The sequence below is a fragment of the Ruegeria sp. ABV4_181 genome (assembly GCF_056158465.1).
Map to the genome: position 1 here is coordinate 451,530 of NZ_JBSWTI010000002.1, position 18,292 is coordinate 469,821.

General features: G+C 61.8%; 14 protein-coding genes. 2 read left to right on the forward strand and 12 right to left on the reverse strand.

Annotation, left to right across the window (positions count from 1 at the left end):
• Positions 1–181: 181 nt before the first annotated feature.
• The 11 genes from ACXAC3_RS02315 to ACXAC3_RS02365 all read right to left on the reverse strand — a co-directional run bounded on the left by ACXAC3_RS02315 (position 182) and on the right by ACXAC3_RS02365 (position 14,654).
• On the reverse strand, positions 182–1,357 hold the full coding sequence (locus ACXAC3_RS02315) for a 2-aminoethylphosphonate--pyruvate transaminase (RefSeq protein ID WP_475155535.1): 1,176 nt from the start codon (positions 1,355–1,357) through the stop codon (positions 182–184).
• Between the two features lie 169 nt (positions 1,358–1,526).
• Positions 1,527–3,236: an ABC transporter ATP-binding protein gene (locus ACXAC3_RS02320; protein ID WP_475155540.1), complete on the reverse strand. Its 1,710-nt coding sequence runs from the start codon at positions 3,234–3,236 to the stop codon at positions 1,527–1,529.
• A 4-nt stretch (positions 3,237–3,240) separates the two neighbouring features.
• Entirely contained in the window at positions 3,241–4,191 is a 951-nt protein-coding gene (locus ACXAC3_RS02325; RefSeq protein WP_475155545.1) for an ABC transporter permease, read from the reverse strand.
• Positions 4,188–5,165: an ABC transporter permease gene (locus tag ACXAC3_RS02330; protein ID WP_475155549.1), complete on the reverse strand. Its 978-nt coding sequence runs from the start codon at positions 5,163–5,165 to the stop codon at positions 4,188–4,190. Before ACXAC3_RS02330 ends, ACXAC3_RS02325 begins: the two co-directional genes overlap by 4 nt.
• A 105-nt stretch (positions 5,166–5,270) precedes the next feature.
• Positions 5,271–6,836 carry an ABC transporter substrate-binding protein gene (locus tag ACXAC3_RS02335; RefSeq protein ID WP_475155554.1) on the reverse strand — a complete coding sequence of 522 codons (1,566 nt, stop codon included), beginning with the start codon at positions 6,834–6,836 and terminating at the stop codon, positions 5,271–5,273.
• A 107-nt stretch (positions 6,837–6,943) separates the two neighbouring features.
• Positions 6,944–8,524 (reverse strand): ABC transporter substrate-binding protein, encoded by a 1,581-nt coding sequence (locus ACXAC3_RS02340; protein ID WP_475155558.1) that lies wholly within the window; start codon positions 8,522–8,524, stop codon positions 6,944–6,946.
• A gap of 277 nt (positions 8,525–8,801) precedes the next feature.
• Positions 8,802–10,088 (reverse strand): amidohydrolase family protein, encoded by a 1,287-nt coding sequence (locus ACXAC3_RS02345; protein WP_475155563.1) that lies wholly within the window; start codon positions 10,086–10,088, stop codon positions 8,802–8,804.
• A gap of 8 nt (positions 10,089–10,096) precedes the next feature.
• Positions 10,097–11,038, reverse strand: a complete 942-nt coding sequence (locus ACXAC3_RS02350; protein ID WP_475163329.1) for an ABC transporter permease — start codon at positions 11,036–11,038, stop codon at positions 10,097–10,099.
• Entirely contained in the window at positions 11,038–12,108 is a 1,071-nt protein-coding gene (locus ACXAC3_RS02355) for an ABC transporter permease (protein ID WP_475163332.1), read from the reverse strand. Before ACXAC3_RS02355 ends, ACXAC3_RS02350 begins: the two co-directional genes overlap by 1 nt.
• Positions 12,108–13,625, reverse strand: a complete 1,518-nt coding sequence (locus ACXAC3_RS02360) for an ABC transporter ATP-binding protein (RefSeq protein WP_475155568.1) — start codon at positions 13,623–13,625, stop codon at positions 12,108–12,110. The genes ACXAC3_RS02355 and ACXAC3_RS02360 overlap by 1 nt, the downstream gene beginning before the upstream one ends.
• A gap of 39 nt (positions 13,626–13,664) precedes the next feature.
• Positions 13,665–14,654, reverse strand: a complete 990-nt coding sequence (locus ACXAC3_RS02365; protein WP_475155574.1) for a BMP family protein — start codon at positions 14,652–14,654, stop codon at positions 13,665–13,667.
• Positions 14,655–15,010: 356 nt separating this feature from the next.
• Between ACXAC3_RS02365 and ACXAC3_RS02370 the strand changes: the two genes are divergently transcribed.
• Both ACXAC3_RS02370 and ACXAC3_RS02375 read left to right on the forward strand, forming a co-directional pair.
• Positions 15,011–15,697, forward strand: a complete 687-nt coding sequence (locus tag ACXAC3_RS02370; RefSeq protein WP_475155578.1) for a sugar transferase — start codon at positions 15,011–15,013, stop codon at positions 15,695–15,697.
• 39 nt (positions 15,698–15,736) lie between these two features.
• On the forward strand, positions 15,737–17,929 hold the full coding sequence (locus ACXAC3_RS02375) for a GumC family protein (RefSeq protein ID WP_475155582.1): 2,193 nt from the start codon (positions 15,737–15,739) through the stop codon (positions 17,927–17,929).
• A 76-nt stretch (positions 17,930–18,005) separates the two neighbouring features.
• Here ACXAC3_RS02375 and ACXAC3_RS02380 read toward each other — a convergent pair whose 3' ends face one another.
• A complete protein-coding gene (locus tag ACXAC3_RS02380) occupies positions 18,006–18,275 on the reverse strand; it encodes a hypothetical protein (RefSeq protein ID WP_475155584.1) in 270 nt (89 codons plus the stop codon).
• Between the last annotated feature and the right edge of the window lie 17 nt (positions 18,276–18,292).

An 18,292-nucleotide genomic window follows, 5' to 3' on the forward strand; every position in this document is an offset into this window, starting at 1 on the left:
TTCCACCGAAGCCGCCGACGTATTGTTGGGGATCGACGGCCAGAATGCTCCTGAAACGCTTTCCTGAAAGTATGAAGCCGCGGCTGTACAAATCGCAGGGGCTTTCTTGACGAAAACGCCGAAACTTACGTCATTTTGACGTCAGTTTCGGCGATATGTCTTCAGCGCAACTGTTTCCGTATCAGGCGATCTGGGCCATGCGCGACGCAAGGGCTTCGAACGGCGGCGCGGCGTTGGTGACCTGCATCTCGTCCAGCGCGTGTTTCGCGGCGTCGACCACCGCCTGCATGACCTTGGTATCCATGTGGCCGATGCAGCCGATGCGAAAGCTTTCCACCTCGGTCAGTTTGCCCGGATAGATGATAAACCCTTGATCCTTCATGACATCGTAGAACCGGCCAAAGTTGAAATTGGGGTCTGCCGGGCAGAAAAAGGTAACGATGATCGGCGACAGCCACTCATCCGACAGCAGGGTTTCGAAACCCAGCGCGCGCATGCCGGCGACCATGACATCCCGGTTTCCGGCGTAGCGAGCCCCACGACCGGCGACACCGCCTTCGGCCTCATGTTCGCGAAGCGCCTGCAGGAAGGCGGCCACGACATGGGTGGGCGGGGTGAAACGCCACTGACCGGTTTTCTCCATCGTGTCCCATTGGGCATGCAGATCCAGGCTGAGCGAGTTGCAGTTGCCCCTGGCCGCGATCAGGGCCGTTTTGCGCGCCAGCACGAAACCAAACCCCGGTACGCCTTCGATGCATTTATTGGCCGATGAGACCATCGCCTCGAACGTATACTCACTGGGTTGCAACGGGATCGCGCCAAAGGCCGACATGCTGTCGATCAGCAGTTTCCGCCCGGCCGCGGCGGTGGCGTCGGATATCTCGGCCAGCGGGTTCAGTATGCCCGAGCTTGTTTCACAGTGAATGGCGACGACATGGGTGATCGCCGGGTCCTCGGCCAAAATCTGCGCCACTTCGGACCCGCGCGGCGGCAGATAGTCGCCCTTGTCCAGAACCACATGCGCGCGCCCGGCATATTCCAGCGTCTGCGCCGCGCGTTTGCCATAGGCGCCATTGGCCAGCACCAGCGCCTTGCCCGATGGCGGGATCATCGACGTCAGCATTGCCTCGACCGCAAAGCTGCCCGACCCCTGCATGGGAACGCAGTCATAAGCCTGTTTTCCCTCACCCAGCAGGTCCAGCAACCGGGTGCGCAATTCGGCGGTCATGGCGCGAAAATCACCGTCCCAACTGCCCCAGTCGCGCAGCATGGCCTGTTTTACGGTGTGCGAAGTCGTCAGCGGCCCCGGCGTCAGCAGATAAGGTTCGCCGAGGTTCGGGCGGGGAAAGGATGGCATGGTGCGTTGCCCTTTTTGATGCTTCCTTTCCCTTCTATTCAGGCACCGTCACATCCTCCATCCGTCATAGCTTTTTTCTATGACTATTGGTCTGTCAGAAAACCGACATCAAATCCGACCCTGCCCCAAGGTGGGTCGATCATAACGGCGGGTGGCGCTGAGCCGCGGTTCAGACCTCTGCGCTCAACCCTTCGGTCGAAAGATCGTCGAGCTTGGGCATCAGCCGCAGCAGTTCCCGGGCATAATCCGTGTGGGGGTTGGCAAACAGCTCGTTGGTTTCCTGCAGCTCGACCACCTTGCCCTGTTTCATCACCGCCACCCGGTCGCACATCTGGCGCACCACGGGCAGGTCATGGCTGATGAACAGAAGGGTCAGGCCCAGATGTTCCTGCAGGTCCTTCAGGATGTTCAGAATCTGCGCCTGGATCGAGACGTCCAACGCGCTTGTCGGCTCATCACAGATCAGAAAGCGCGGCTGGGTGGCCAGCGCCCGTGCAATCGAAATCCGCTGCCGTTGCCCGCCCGAAAATTCATGCGGGTATTTCATCCCGGCCTCATGGCCCAGACCGACCTGATCCAGCAGCTCATCGACGCGGCGCTTGACATCGGCACCGTCCATCAGCCGGTGGTGGCGGATCGGTTCGGCAACGATATCATCCACGCGCATACGCGGGTTGAGCGACGAATAGGGATCCTGAAAGATCATCTGGATGTTCTTGCGGTACGCGTCCAGAGCCGCCTTGTTGGTCAGATCGCTGACCACCTGCCCCTCGAACGTGATCGTGCCGCCATCGACGGGGTAAAGCCCCGCGATCATCCGCGCGACGGTGGATTTGCCCGACCCGGATTCCCCCACAACGCCGAACACCTCGCCCGCGCGGATATCGAAACTGACCTCGTCCACAGCGGTGAAATAGGTCCGATCCCACGGCAGCAGGCCCCTGCGCTGAAGGAATTTCTTGGTCAGGTCGCGGATTTCGAACACCGGTTTGGTGGTGTCATTGTCGACCTTGGGCCAGTGGCGGGCCATGTCCTCGATCGCAAAGCGGGTTTCGCGCCCGCCATAGCTGATCTGCGGAAAGCGGTGCAGCTTGAGTGTCGGGCGCGGCACGGCGGCAATCAGCGACTTGGTATATTCGTGGCTGGGCTGGCCCATAACTTGCGCGGTGGGGCCGGTTTCAACCACCTTGCCCGCATACATCACCGTCACCTTGTCGGTGGTGTCGGCAATCACGCCCATATCATGGGTGATCAGGATAACACCGACCTGACGCTCCTGCGCCAGCTCCTTGATTAGGTCCAGAATCTGCGCCTGCACCGACACGTCCAGCGCCGTGGTCGGCTCATCCGCGATGATCACGTCCGGCTCGGTGCACAAGGCCAGCGCGATGACCACGCGCTGCCGCATCCCGCCCGAGAACTGGTGCGGATACTGGTCCAGCCGCGTGTCGGGATCGGGGATACCGACCCGGTCGATCAGATCGCGGGCGCGTTTATTGGCTTCGGCGTCCGAGCCGCCCAGATGGGCCTGAATCGTCTCTACCAACTGCTCGCGCACTGTGAACAGCGGGTTCAGCGAAGTCAGCGGGTCCTGAAAGATCATCGAAATTTTCTTGCCGCGCAGCCCGCGCATCGCCTCGGCGTCCAGACCGCTGATCTGGTCGCCGCTCAGCCGGATGATGCCGCTGGCAATCCGGCCGGGACGGTCCAGCAGACCCATGATCGCCGCGCCGATGGTGGATTTTCCGGCACCGGATTCCCCCACCAGACCGTGGATTTCACCAGGCTCGACCGACAGGTCCACATGGTCCACCGCAGTGAATAGTTGGCGGCGCGTCGGGAATTCGACCGTCAGGTCGTTGATCGTCAGTAGGCTCATGAAATCACCGCAGCTTGGGGTTCAGCGCATCGCGCAGCCAGTCGCCCAGCAGGTTGACCGAAAGGGCCAGCGCCAGAAGGGTGCAGGCCGGGAAGAACAGGATCCACCACTCACCCGAGAACAGGAAGCCCTGCCCGATGCGGATCAGTGTGCCCAGCGACGGCTGGGTCGGCGGTGCACCCACGCCAAGGAAACTCAGCGTCGCCTCGGCAATGATCGCCAGCGCCAGCGAGATCGTGGCAATGACCAGAACCGGGCTGAGCACGTTGGGCAGAATATGGCGGAACATGATCGGCACCGAACCGCGCCCGATCAGGCGCGCGGCCTGCACATATTCCTTGTTCTTTTCCACCAGCGCCGCGCCGCGCACGACGCGGGCGAACTGCACCCAGTCGGACAGGGCGATGGCGATGATCAGCACGTAGATCGCCATTTCATCGCGGTACTCCGGCGGGGTTACGCCCTTGGCGATGCCAAAGATCAGCATGGCCACCAGAATGGCCGGGAAGGTCAGCTGCACATCCGCGATCCGCATGATCAGGGTCTCGACCCAGCCGCCGAAATAGGCGGCCACCAGCCCCAGGATCACGCCGATGATCATCGCCAGCAGCACCGCCGCCGCGCCCACGAAAAGCGAAATGCGCATGCCATAAAGGATGGTCGAGAACACATCGCGGCCCTGATCGTCGGTGCCCAGCAGGAATGTATCCTGAGTGAAGGCATTGGGCGTGCCCGGCGGAGTAAATCCGTTCATCAGGTTCAGCGAGGCCGGGTCGAACGGGTTATACGGTGCGATCAGCGGCGCAAATACCGCCGCCAGCACCAGGATCACCACCACGATCGAGGCGACGATGGCCACGGGCGAATGGCGGAACGACCACGCAAAATCACTGTCCCAGAACTTGGCAAAGCGCGTTTTGGCGGGGACTTTCGAGGTTTCGATGGTATCGGTCATGTGGCCCTCGCGTCGACACGCAGGCGCGGGTCAATGGCATAGTAAAGAAGATCGACGATCAGGTTGATCGAAACGAACATGACCGAGATCAGCATCAGATAAGCGGCCATGACGGGGATATCGACGAACTGGATCGCGTTGATGAACAGCAGGCCGACGCCCGGCCACTGAAACACCGTCTCGGTGATGATGGCGAAAGCGATGATCGAGCCGAGTTGCAGGCCCGTGATGGTGATCACCGGCACCAGCGTGTTCTTCAGCGCGTGGCGGAAGTTGATCACCCGGTCCGACAGGCCGCGCGCCCGGGCAAAGCGGACATAGTCGGCGCGCATCACCTCAAGCATTTCCGACCGGACCAGCCGCATGATCAGCGTCATCTGATAGAGACCCAGCGTGATCGCCGGCAGGATCAGCGCCTTGAGCCCCGAAGCGGTCAGGAACCCCGTGGACCAGTTGCCGATCATCACGGTTTCCCCCCTGCCAAAGCTTGGTAACAGGTCCAGTTCCACCGAGAATATATAGATCAGCAAGATCCCGATCAGGAAGGTCGGCAGAGAGACCCCGATCAGGGACACGGTCATGATGATATTCGCGGCGACCCCTTGTCGTCGGATGGCGGTGAATACGCCCAGCGCGATGCCCATGGTGATCGCCAGAAAGCCCGACACAAAGGCCAGTTCCAGCGTTGCGGGCGCGCGTTCGGCGATGATGGTCGAAACCGGACGCCCCTGCCGGTACGAGACACCGAAGTTGCCCTGTACAGCGCCCTGCAGGAACTTGAAATATTGGACCGGAAAGGGCTGATCCAGCCCAAGCTCGGTGCGCAGCCGGTCGATATCGGCTTGCGTACGCTCCTGCCCCAGCATGTTGTCGATCGGATCGCCGACAAAGCGGAACATCGAAAACGCGACCAGACCCACGACCAGCAAAACGATCACGGATTGGAACATCCTTCGGACGATATATGCGAACATTCATTTTCCCCGTTGATCTGTCTCTCTATGCCGCCCGTGACCGGATGGTCAAGCCGGTGCCGGTGGCGGAACGTCGCGTTCCGGTCCGGATCAGGGTCCGGCCCGTCAATTCACCGTCACCCAGCGCAACAGAAAGAAGTTGTCCGGACGCTGGGTCAGCGCGACATTGCTGCGCGTGCCCCAGACCAGCGGCTGCACATACATCGGCACATAGACCTGTTCATCCTGAATGATCCCGGTCACCTCGTCCAGCATGGCCTGCCGTTTGACCGCGTCCAGCTCCGACTGGATCATCGGCAGCAATTCATCCACCCGCGCGTTCGAGAAGCCGCCGAAATTCCAGCTGCCCAGCTTCTTTTCCTCGTTCGGGGTGGCAACAAGGAACCGGACCGGATGTTCGGCATCAAAGGTGCCGGGGCTCCAGCCCAGCAGATACATGTCGTAATTGTCCTCGCGCAGCTCGGGCCAGTAGTTGCGCACGGGCATTGCGTCCAGCTCTGCGGTAATCCCGATCTGGGCCAGCATGGACACTACAGCCTGACACACGGCCTCATCGTTCAGATAGCGGTCATTTGGGCATTTCAGCCCGAACGAAAAGCCATCCGCGAACCCCGCCTCGGCCAGCAGCGCCCTGGCGGCTTCGACGTCAAAGGCCGGGCGGCCGGCATTGGCTTCGGAAAAGCCGCTCATGGCCGGGCTAACCAGTTGCGAGGCGGCCTCGGCATTGCCGCGCATGATGGTGGCCAGAATGGCATCGACATTCACCGCCTGCGCCACCGCTTTGCGGACCCGCGGATCGCGGAACGGGTTCGGCTTGCCCGCATCGTCGGTGTATTTCAGCGTTTCGGCTTCATGCCCGAATCCCAGCATGATGACCCGCGCCTCGATACCCTGAATAACCTCGACATCGCCGCTTTCCTTCAGCCGCGCCACATCCTGAATGGGCACCGGGTTGATCATATCCACATCGCCCGCCAACAGCGCCGCCACGGCGGTGGCCGGGTTCTGAATCGGAGTGAACTCGGCACGGGTGATATTGTGCTCCGCCTCGCCCCACCAGCCATCGAAGGGTTCCAGCACGGTGCGCAGACCCGGCTCGCGCGTGGTGACCTCGAACGCGCCGGTGCCGTTGGCGTTCAGGGTGGCGTAATTGCCGGTTTCCTTGTCCGGAACGACGGCGTCATTGGCCTCGGTCCAGCCCTGATCCATGATCATCCAGTTGGCGATCGACGAGGGGAACAGAGGGTTCGGCGCGGTCGTCATGAAATCGATCGTGTAGTCGTCGACAACCTTCACCTCGCTGATCGGCGCGAACCAGCTGCGGGTATCCGCCGCCTCGCCCGAGGCGCGCTGATAGCTGAACAGCACGTCCTGCGCGTCAAAGCTGCTGCCGTCATGAAAGGTCACGCCCTCACGCAGTTTGAACCGCCAGCCTGCACCGTCGCCGATGGGCTCCCAGCTGACCGCCAGCGCGGGCTCGACGCTCATGTCCTTGTCGCGGCGGACGAGACCTTCGTAGACGTTGTTCAGAAAGCCCAGAACCGGTGCCGAATTGACCGCATGCGGGTCCATCGTCTGGGGGTCGGTGGTCGAGGCCCATTTGAAATCGGCGGCCTGAACGCTGGTTGCGGCCAGCAAGGCCAGACCGATGGCGCTGTTCCTGAGGATCATGACGAAATCTCCCTGTTTGTCCCGCGACGGGGCGTTGCATTGAAGACTAACGCAAAAAACAGCAGGGCGCGACATTCGCGCCCTGCCAGATCACAGACGTGATCGCCTTAGTTCAGCGTGAAATACTTGAACTTGGCTGTGTCATCCGGTGCAACGCCGGTGCCGACATTCGACTTCATGCCCCAGTTCAGCACCTGGTGGTGGATCGGGATATAAAGCTGTTCGTCCTGCACCACCTGCCAGATTTCGGCGATCTGCTTGTCACGCTCGGGCAGGTTGGTTTCCGAAGCCAGCGCCACGATCTTGGCGTCCAGATCCGGGTTGGAATAGCGCGTGCCGTTCCAGGAACCGTACTTTTCACCTTTGGTGTGGGCGAGGAAGTTGAAGATGTATTCCGAATCATAGGTCGGAACACCCCAGCCCAGCATGTAGAAGTCGGTTTCCAGGTTGTTGATCAGCGGGAAGTGCTGCGCCTTGGGTTTGGCATCCAGGTTTACCGTCACGCCGATCTGCGCCAGCATGCCGACGGCCGCCTGACAGATCGCCTCATCATTGATGTAGCGGTCGTTCGGGCAGTTCAGCGTCAGCGAGAACCCATCCGGATACCCGGCTTCGGCCATCAGCGCCTTGGCCTTTTCCACATCGGTCGAGGACGAGCTGTCCATGGCTTCGTTCCAGCCGTTCACGAAGGGCGGGGCAATCATGCCCGCGGGGGCCGACTGGCCGCGCATCACCACCTGCTTGATCGCATCGCGGTTGATCGCCATCGACATGGCCTTACGGACACGCACATCGGACAGCGGGTTCTTGCCGTCGACATTGTCCGAGGTCAGATCCGCGTCACCCATGTTCATGCCGAAAAAGATGACCCGGTTCTGCGGCGCGGTGCGCACGTCCAGACCATCGGTGCCGGACACGCGTTCGAGGTCTTGCACAGGCACATCCTGGATAAAGTCCACCTCACCCGACAGCAGCGCGGCAACCCGGGTCGCAGCGTTCTGGATCGGGGTATAGACGATCTCGGTCACCTGCATCGGGAACTCGCCTTGGCCCCAGTAGTTCTCGTTGGCGGTCAGAACCGTTTTGACGTCGGGCTCGCGGCTGACCAGCTTGTAGGGGCCGGTGCCGTTGGCGTTCTTGGCGGCATAGGTATCTTCGCCACCTTCATAGTCCTGAACCTTGACGGCGTTGTTCGCCTCGGCCCAGGTCTTGTCCATCATGAACATGTTGGTCAGGTTGTTGGGCATGATCGGGTTCGGACCATCGGTTTCGATTTCAACCGTGTACTTGTCCGGCGCGCGCACCTCTTTGACCGAGGCCAGCAGTTCCTTGTAATCGGAATCCGGTGTCATCGCGCGGTTCAGCGAGAACACGACGTCTTCGCTGTCGAACTCGGCGCCGTCATGGAAGGTGACGCCTTCACGCAGCTTGAATACCCAGATATTCGGGTTGTCTTCGGACGGGCCCCATTCGGTGGCCAGCGCCGGAACCATCGCACCGGTCATGTCGCGCATCACCAGCGGCTCCATGATCTGGTGCGCCAGCGCCGAGGTCGGGCCCTCGTTCTGAGCATGCGGGTCCAGCGTCAGGGCATCGCCCGCACGCGCCCAGCGCAGGGTTTCGGCCGAAGCACCGGCCGCCATCAGCGCGGTGGCGCTGGCGGCAATCATCAGGTTTCTTAGGATCATTATAGTCTCCCCGGTTTTTGTTCGCGCCGTTTCAGCAAACGACGGGCCGCTTTCCGCGGCCATGGTGACCCTGATCATCCAGATCATTCTGGCAGTTGCAACAATTGATTGTGAATAACCGCGACGACCCTGGGGAAAGTCCGGCCAAACCGCCACAATTTCGACGGCCTTCACCGCAACCCGAACGGAAATCGCGGCGGTTTCAGCCCGGTCTGACCGAATTGAACCGCGATCTGGCGGGCGCCCGGGGAACAACCCGCATCAGATCCGTCAGCCGTCAGCGGGTGAAAGGCACGCGCGCCTCATCCAGCGGTGCTTGCCCGGTGGGCAGGCTCATCTCATGAATCACCGGGTTTGACCGCGCCACGACCCTGCCTTTGCGGATCACGGCCAGACGGTGGGCGCGCAGCCGGATCGCCTCGATCGGGTCGGTGGCCTGCAACAGGACGAAATTCGCGGCGCAGCCCTTGGCGACGCCGTAGCCCTGCAGCCCCATGATCCGGGCCGAGTTCTCGGTGACCGCATCGAAACACCACGCCATGTCCGCGCGGCTGGATAGCTGACCCACATGCAGGCCCATGAAGGCCACGTCCAGCATGTCGGCCTTACCCAGCGAATACCACGGGTCCATCATGCAGTCCGAACCAAAGCCCACGGTGACCCCGGCATCGCGCAGTTCGCGCACGCGAGTCTGGCCCCGGCGTTTCGGATAGGTGTCGTGCCTGCCCTGCAACATGATGTTGATCAACGGGTTCGGGATGGCGTGGACCCCGGCTTCGACCATCAGCGGGATCAGTTTCGAGACATAATAGTTGTCCATCGAATGCATCGAGGTCAGATGCGAGCCCGTCACCCGGCCATTCAGACCCAAACGTTGGGTTTCAAAGGCCAGTGTTTCGATATGGCGGCTCTGCGGGTCGTCGCTTTCGTCGCAATGCATATCGACCATCAAACCGCGCTCGGCCGCGATTTCACACAGCAGGCGGACAGATTCAGCCCCGTCCGCCATGCTGCGTTCGAAATGAGGGATGCCCCCCACCACATCGACGCCCATGTCCAGCGCCCGGATCGTGTTCTGCATCGCCGTCTGGTCGCGCAGGACACCGTCCTGCGGGAAAGCCACCAGTTGCAGGTCAAGGTAATCCTTCACCTGTTCGCGCACCTGCAACAGGGCCTGCACACCTTTGAGTTCGTCATCGCACGTGTCCACATGACTGCGGATTGCGCCAATGCCCTTGGCCACGGCCAGTTCGCAATAGCGCAGGGCGCGGGCAACGATATCCTCAACCGACTGGATCGGCTTCAACTCACCCCAAAGCGCAATCCCTTCCAGCAACGTGCCCGAGACGTTCAACCGCGGCGTGCCCAGCGACAGGGTCGCATCCATATGGAAATGCGGGTCGACAAAAGGTGGTGAGACCAGTTGCCCGTCGGCGTCGATCACCTCGCCCGCTTCGGCGGTGATCCCGGGTTCGATGGCGGCGATCCTGCCGTCCGCACAGGCGATATCCACCCCGGTCCGGCCATCGGTCAGGGTGGCATTCTTGACGATCAGATCGAACATGGCGGCTCCTATCGTTGGCCCTTGAACCAGGGGGTAAGCAATGCACGCGGATAATCCGCTGACCGCGCCGCAACCACAAGCGCGATGATCGACAGGATATAGGGCGCCATCAGAAACACCTGTCCGGGCACCAGCGCGCCGATCTCGGTCTGCAACCGGACCTGCAACGCGTCGAAGGCACCGAACAGAAGCGCACCCAGCAGCGCCTTGCCGGGCCGCCAGCTGGCAAAGATCACCAGCGCAATGCAGACCCAGCCGCGCCCGTTGACCATACCGAAGAAGAAAGCGTCAAAGGCGCTCATGGTCAGGAATGCCCCGCCCAGCGCCATCAGGGCCGAGCCCGCGACAATCGCTCCGATCCGCAATCCGTAGACCGACAGGCCCTGCGCGTCGACGCTGTCCGGATTGTCACCCACAGCCTGTATCGCCACGCCCAGCGCGGTGCGATTCATCACGTACCAGACAACCGCCACCATCAGCAGTGCCAGCCAGGTCAGCGCCGTCTGCTGAAACAAAACAGAGCCTAAAAAGGGTAAATCGGACAGAACCGGCAGATCCAGCGGCTGAAACGGTTCGATCCGGGGCGGCGATGAGACGTTCGGCAGCGCCGTGCGATAGGTGTAATAGCTGACCGAGGTGGCAAACAACGTGATCCCCAGCCCCGAGACATGCTGTGACAGGCCCAGAGGCACCGTCAGGATTGCGTGCAGCAGGCCGAACAAAGCTCCGGCCAGCGCCGCGACCAGCACGCCGCCCCACAGCCCGGCCCCCAGCCAGACGGCCATCCAGCCGCACATGGCGCCAACGACGAAGATCCCTTCGATCCCGAGATTCAGCACCCCGGCGCGCTCGCAGATCAGCGCACCCAGCACGCCGAAGATCAGCGGCGTCGCGATGCGCAGCGATGCGGCCCAGAAGCTTTCGGACAGCAGGATGGTGAGGATATCCATCACGGGGCCGCTCCTGCTGTGCCGACCCGCACGATCCGGTATCTGGCAAAGAACCCGCCAACCAGCACGCAGAGCAGCGAGACCGACACCACCAGGTCGGCCAGAAAGGACGACACGCCCATAGCGCGGCTCATGCTGTCGGCCCCCACAAAGACCGAGGCGATGAAGAGTGCCGCAATCACCACGCCCAGCGGGGAAAGACCCGCCAGCATGGCGACCACGATGCCGGTATAGCCGAAACCGGGCGAGAGGTCGGCGGTCAGGTAGCCCTTAAGCCCCGCCACCTCGCTGACACCCGCCAAACCGGCCAGACCACCCGACATTATGGCGACGCCGAACAGTGAACGTTTCACGTTGATCCCGGCATGGCGCGCGGCGGCCGCATTCTCTCCGACCGCGCGCAGACGGAAACCCAAGACCGACCGTGCCAGCATGAATTGCGCCAATCCCGCCAGTATCAGAGCCACAATCAGTCCCGAATGCACCCGCATCCGGTCCATCAGCGGTGGCAGCATGCCCTGATCCAGCACCGGGGCCGATTGCGGCCAGCCCAGACCCATCGGGTCCTGCAATGGCCCCTCCAGCATCATCTGCACGAAGATCAGGATGATGAAGTTCAGCAGCAGCGTGGTCACCACCTCATCCGCTCCGAACCGGGTTTTCAGATAGGTGGGGGCGACCATCCCCGCCGCCCCCGCCGCCGCGCCCAGCAGGACGATCAGCGGCAATAGCAGGACGCCCGATACCTCCAGCACCCCGGACCCGATGGCCACAGCGGCCATCGCCCCCAGATACAGCTGCCCTTCGGCTCCGATGTTCCAAAGCCTGGCCCGAAAGGCCAGAGCCGCGGCCAGCCCGGTAAAGATCAGCGGCGTGGCGCGGGTCAGCACCTCGGAAAAGGCAAAAACAGAGCCAAACACGCCGCGAAACATCTCAGCATAAGCGGCCATGGGGTCGGCGCCCGCGGCCAGCAGGGGAATGGCCGCAAATCCCAGCGCGATGACGGCGGACAGGACGGGGACACCCAGCGTTACGGTGCGCGGCTGGCTTTCGCGGGGTTCGATACGGATCATGCCGGCTCTCCTGCCATCATCAGCCCGATCCTTTCGCGATCCCGGCCGGGGGCCTCGTGCAATTCACCGTCCCGGATCACCATGATCCGGTCGGCAAGGCCCAGAATCTCGTCCAGATCTTCCGAGATCAGCACCACACCCGCCCCGCGTGCACGGGCCTCCAGCAGGCGTTGCCCGACCTCGGCCGCAGCCCCCATATCCAGACCGCGCGTGGGCTGGTTGGCCAGGATCAGACGCGGCGCGCGCTCGAAAACACGCGCCAGGATGAGTTTCTGGATATTTCCCCCCGACAGCAGCCGTGCCGGGGCCTGGACACCCGGCCCGCGCACATCATAGGCCGCAGCCAGACGTTCGGCATTTGCCTGAATGGCTTCGCGCCGCAACAGGCCGCGGGATTGCACGTCGGGATCATCCAGCCGTTCGATAATCATGTTCTCGGCCACGCTCATCGCGCCGACGATGCCCTCATGGTGGCGGTCTTCGGGGATGCGACCGACGCCCGCACGCACCATCGCCGAGGGGCTGGGGGCGTCGATGTCGGCCCCGTCAACGCGGACCAGGCCCTGTTCCGGCGGCAAAAGGCCCGAGATCACGTTTGCCAGCCCGTTTTGCCCGTTGCCCGAGACCCCGGCGATGCCCAGAATTTCATGCGCATGTACGGTCAGGTCTATACCCCGGAGCGTATCGCGCTGGGACCGGCCCGGCACGGCCACGCCCGACAGCGTCAGAACCGGCGCGCCGGGTGCCATATGTGATCCCACCAGTTCGGGTGTCTCGGCCCCGACCATCATTCGCGCAATGGATGTCTCATCCGCCTCAGAGGTCGCCATCTCACCCACCTTGCGTCCGTGGCGCAGCACCGCGATCCGATCGGAAAAAGCCAGAACTTCGCGCAGCTTGTGGCTGATGAAGATCACCGACAGCCCCTCATTCGTCATCATGCGGATGTTTTCGAACAGCGCGTCGGCCTCTTGCGGGGTCAGCACCGCGGTGGGTTCGTCCAGCACCAGAATCCGCGCCTGCCGGTACAGCGCCTTCAGAATCTCGACCCGCTGCCTTTCCCCAACCGACAAACGCCCGACCGGCGTATCCAGCGGCGCGGTCAGCCCGCTTTGGGCGATGATCGCCTCGATCCTGCGCCGCGCTGCACGTCGGTTGCGGCGCAGCGCGAACAGCGGCTCGGACCCGAGCATGATATTGTCCAGGGCCGAGATGTTCTCGGCCAGCGTGAAATGCTGATGCACCATACCCACGCCGGCCGCCAGCGCCAGCTGCGGATGGCCCAGCGGCAAAGGCCGCAGGACCCCCGCCGCATCCGCCACCTCGATCGAACCCGCATCGGGCAGGTAATGCCCGAACAGCATGTTCATCAGCGTGGTCTTGCCCGCGCCGTTTTCGCCCAGCAGCGCCAGCACCTCGCCCCGGTTCAGGGTCAGGCTGACATCGTCATTGGCGACAACCGGGCCGAACCGCTTGCTCAGCCCGTTGAGCTTGAGAACCGTGGAATCTGTCATCGGAAACACGGGCCGGTGCCCAGACCGGCCCGCCTGCGATCAATTGTCGGAAACCGGGCGGTCATCGTTCACATTGACGCGGAACAACCCGTCCAGAATCTCGCCCTGCCGGGCATTGACCGCCTCGACCACATCCGCCGGAACCAGTGCCTCGTCCAGAACCATCGAACCGCCGCCATAACCCATAAAGCTGTACTGGCCGTAATCCGCGGCCTCGAACGACCCGTTGGCGACATTGGCGATGGCCTTGTTGATGGTCGGCTCCATATGCCAGAGCGCCGAGGCCATGATCGTGCCCGGATAATCGCCCGAGGTGTCGATCACGTTGCCCACCGCCTTCACGCCACGTTCCACGGCCGCATCCGATACACCAAAGCGTTCCGCATACATGATGTCCGCGCCCGCATCCATCATCGCAATGGCGCTTTCCTTGGCCTTGGGCGGGTCATACCAGCTATCGATGAAGGTCACGAGGAACGTGACGTCGGGGTTCACCTCACGCGCACCGTCCATGAAGGCGTTCATCAGCCGGTTGACCTCGGGGATGGCATAGCCGCCGACCATACCGATCACGTTCGATTCCGTCGCCGCGCCGGCCACCATGCCGGTCAGGTAAGAGGGTTCGTGAATCCAGTTGTCGAAGACCGAGAAATTGGGTCCGACCGGACCAAAGGACGACCCCATCAGAAAGGCGGTATCCGGGTAATCCTTGGCCACCTTACGCGCCGCGCGCTCCAGGCCGAAAACCTCGCCCACAATCAGTTGCGAGCCCTGCTCGGCATATTCGCGCATCACCCGTTCGTAATCGGTGTTGGCGACATTCTCGGAAAAGACATATTCGATGTCTCCGCGCTCGGCTGCGGCATTCAGCGCCTTGTGGATGCGGCTGATCCATTGCTGTTCGACCGGCAGCGTGTAAATCGCCGCGACCTTGACGGTCTCTGCCGCCGCCACGCTGACGGAATACAGGGTCGACGCCGCCGCAACCGCGGCCAGCAAAACTCTGCGGGTCATATTGTGTTTGGCCATCACTCTCTCCTGTTTTCCGGGATGCGAGCATCTTTTTACTGTTCAGTCAATTTTTTCGACAACGGTGCCGGTTGATCCGCCGCGACGGTGACCGAGTATCAGGACGAAACTTGCGGGCCCGGCTCACGTCTCAAAAAGAAACATAACTCTACTTTAGAATGTAAAATGACTTAAGGTTAGTTTCGTATTTCGCGATCGTTTCACAGCGTTTGCCCAGAAATTCAGCGGCGCAGAAAATAAATTGTGGAAAATTGATTTTCGATCTTAATTTTTTATTCGCTTAAGTTTAACACCCAAAAAAACAATCAGCTTAACGCTGTAATAACAATTGCACTTGGGTATCGGAAGTTCGGGCTATGCTGGATTTTGTTTCGTCAACACATTCTCACAGCACGGCACAAGGGCACCCCGCACCGCACAGCGCGCCGTCCGGACTTTACGCCGGTCCGGGCAAACGTGTTTTCGATGTTCTGTTCGCTTTGCTGCTGTTGCCTGCCGTAACGCCGGTCATTCTTGTCCTGTGGTGTCTTGTCCGCCTTGATGGCGGGCCGGGTTTTTTCGGTCATACCCGCATCGGTCAGAATGGTAAACCCTTCAAATGCTGGAAAATTCGCAGCATGGTCGTTGACGCAGAGGCACGGCTTCAGGCGCATCTGGACGCTGATTCCGCAGCCGCGGCCGAATGGGAACGCGACCACAAACTGACCGATGATCCCCGGATCAACCAGCTTGGGCACCTGCTGAGGAAGACCAGTCTGGACGAGCTTCCACAAATCTGGAACGTGCTGAAAGGCGAGATGAGCTTTGTCGGACCGCGCCCCGTGGTGGCCATCGAACTGGTGAAATACGGCAGTTCGGCCTCGGCCTATCTGGCCCAGAAACCCGGCATTACCGGGCTGTGGCAGGTGTCGGGCCGCAACGATATCAGCTATGGCGAGCGGGTTGAGATGGATGTCACCTACCTGACCCGGCGCAGCTTTCTTTGGGACATCAAGATCATAACTCAGACGGCATCCGCCGTGTTCCTGCGCACAGGCCGTTAATACGCCTGAGGGCCTTTATTATTGGTTCAGAGCCATGTAATGAGCGGCTGCGCACGCGTTCTGCGTGCGTTTTGCAATCAGGAATCCGGGCTGAAAATGAAGCAATCCCCCATACAGCAGGCGCAGCTTGCGCCGGGCCGGCCATCAATGATGGACACGTCCGAAGAGGCCGTCCTTGACCTGAGCGCCCTGATGGGAACGCTGTGGCGCGGCAAGTGGATCGTGGCGCTGACCACGGTTCTGGCCCTGTTGCTGGGCGGCTATTACGCCTTTGTTGCCGCAACCCCGCAGTTCCGTTCAAGCGCCGTGGTCATGCTGGAGACCAATCAGGAAAGCGTGGTCGATCTGCAAAGCGTGGTCGGCGGGCTTGCCGGCGATACGGCTGAGATCAATTCAGAGCTGGAGGTGCTCAGGTCCCGCGGGCTGATGGGCAAGGTGGTGGACAAGCTGGATCTGGTGTCGGACCCGGAGTTTAACACCAAGCTGGCTGCGCCGTCGCTGCTCGGCTCGGCCAGGACCGGGTTGAAATCCCTTCTGGGCCTGTCGCCGGATGCCACAGCCCTGCCCGATGACATCCATGACCAGATCACCCGCGATGGGGTGATCACCGCGCTGCTGGAAAAAGTCTCGGTCCGGAATGTTCCGCAGAGCTTTGTTTTCCGGGTCACCGCCGAAACCGAAACCGCGCGCAAATCGGCACTGATCGCGGATACTATCGTCGATCTGTATATTCTCGACCAGATCGAGGTCAAATTCGCCGCGACCGAACAGGCCACCATCTGGCTTTCGGATCGTGTGGCCGAGTTGCAGCTGGAGCTTGAAACCGCCGAGAGCAAGCTGAGCGAATTCAACGCCTCGACAGCGTTGATCTCGCCCGAGGCGCTACAGCTGCAGGAAGTTCAGCTGAAGGATCTGCGAGAGCGCAGCGCCACCGCCAGCGCAACGCAGGAGGCAGCGCAGGCCCGTTTCGAGCGCCTGCAGGCGGCCGATGGCCCCGCGGCGCAGGCCGAGGCCAGCGAGGACCCGCAGATTCAGCGCCTCTATGCGCAGATCGCCGGATCCGAATCCAACCGGCAGGCTTTCGAAACCGCGTTTCAGCGGTTGCTGGCGCGCACCGCCCTGGAAGCGCGCCGCGCCACTCAGCAGGTTCAGGCGTTGACCCGATCCGCCGAAGATCTGGGACAGCAGATCGCGCGGCAGAACGCCGACCTCATTACATTGCAACAGCTGACCCGCGAGGCAGAAGCCATCCGGTTGCTGTATGAATATTTCCTGACCCGCCTCAAGGAAACCTCGGCCCAGGAGGGGATTCAGAAAGCCGACAGCCGGCAGATTTCCCGCGCGGTGATCCCGACAGACCCGTCGGAACCCCGGAAGTCGCTGATCATGGTCGCATCCGCCCTGCTGGGTCTTGTGCTGGGCATGGCCGTGGTGTTCCTGCTGGAAGCCCGGCGCAAGGGCTACCGGTCCGCGCAGGAGCTGGAGCGCAAGACCGGATACAGCGTTCTGGGTCAGGTCCCGATGTTCCCCGCGCGCGGGCGGCGCAAGGTTCTGGAATACCTCGCCTTGAAACCGTCTTCGGCCGCGGCCGAGGCGGTGCGCAACCTGCGCACCTCACTGATGCTGTCCAATGTGGACCATCCGCCCCAGGTCGTGGTGATGACATCCTCGCTGCCAGGTGAGGGCAAGACGACGAACTCGCTGGCGCTGGCGCAGAACTTTGTCGGGATCGGCAAAAAGGTCCTGCTGGTCGAAGGTGATATCCGGCGGAGGACGATGACGGCGCAGTTGAACGACGTTCCGAATATGGGAATCGTCTCGGTCCTGTCCGGCGATGCGACACCGCAAGCGGCGATTTTCCAGGATCCGCTTTTGGGCTGTGACATTCTGGCGGGCGAAGAAACCTCGGCCAACGCCGCCGACTTGCTGGCTTCGGAACGGTTCAAGCAGTTCCTGGACGACATGCGCAAGATTTACGACGTCATTCTGATTGACACGCCGCCGACGCTGCTGGTGTCGGACGCGCGCCTGATCGCCCGCAACGCGGATGCGGTTCTGCTGACGGTGAAATGGAATGACACAACTGAACAGGACGTTACCGAAGCGCTGCGCCTGTTCCACATCGACAACCAGCGTCTGACCGGAATTGTGCTGGGCCAGATCAACGTCCGCAGCGCCAGACACTATGGTTATTCCTACGGCAGCTACGCGACGAAATACTACAGCAACTGAGATCGCGAACTCCGGAACGCTACATGAAAACAGCGCGCCGCAAGGACGCGCTGTTTTGCATTGATCCCGGTTCTGATCAGTTGGTGCTTACGGTGCTGGTCGTGTTGGTGGTCGAACCGCCACCACCGGCCGCCGCCAGCCCGACCGCGGCTGCCACAGCGCCCAGCGCCGGTGCAACCAGCGGTACGAAACCGGTAACGCCCTGCTGCGCCGCGGCCACGGCCGCCTCACCTGCCGGCGCGGCGGTTCCGGGCACGTTCTGGCCCGTTGCCGCATCGGCGGGCACGTCCTGCGCATAAACGCCTGTGGTTGAGAGGGCAAAAACCAGAACAGCGTTTCTGATCATCGTATGTCTCCTGAAAC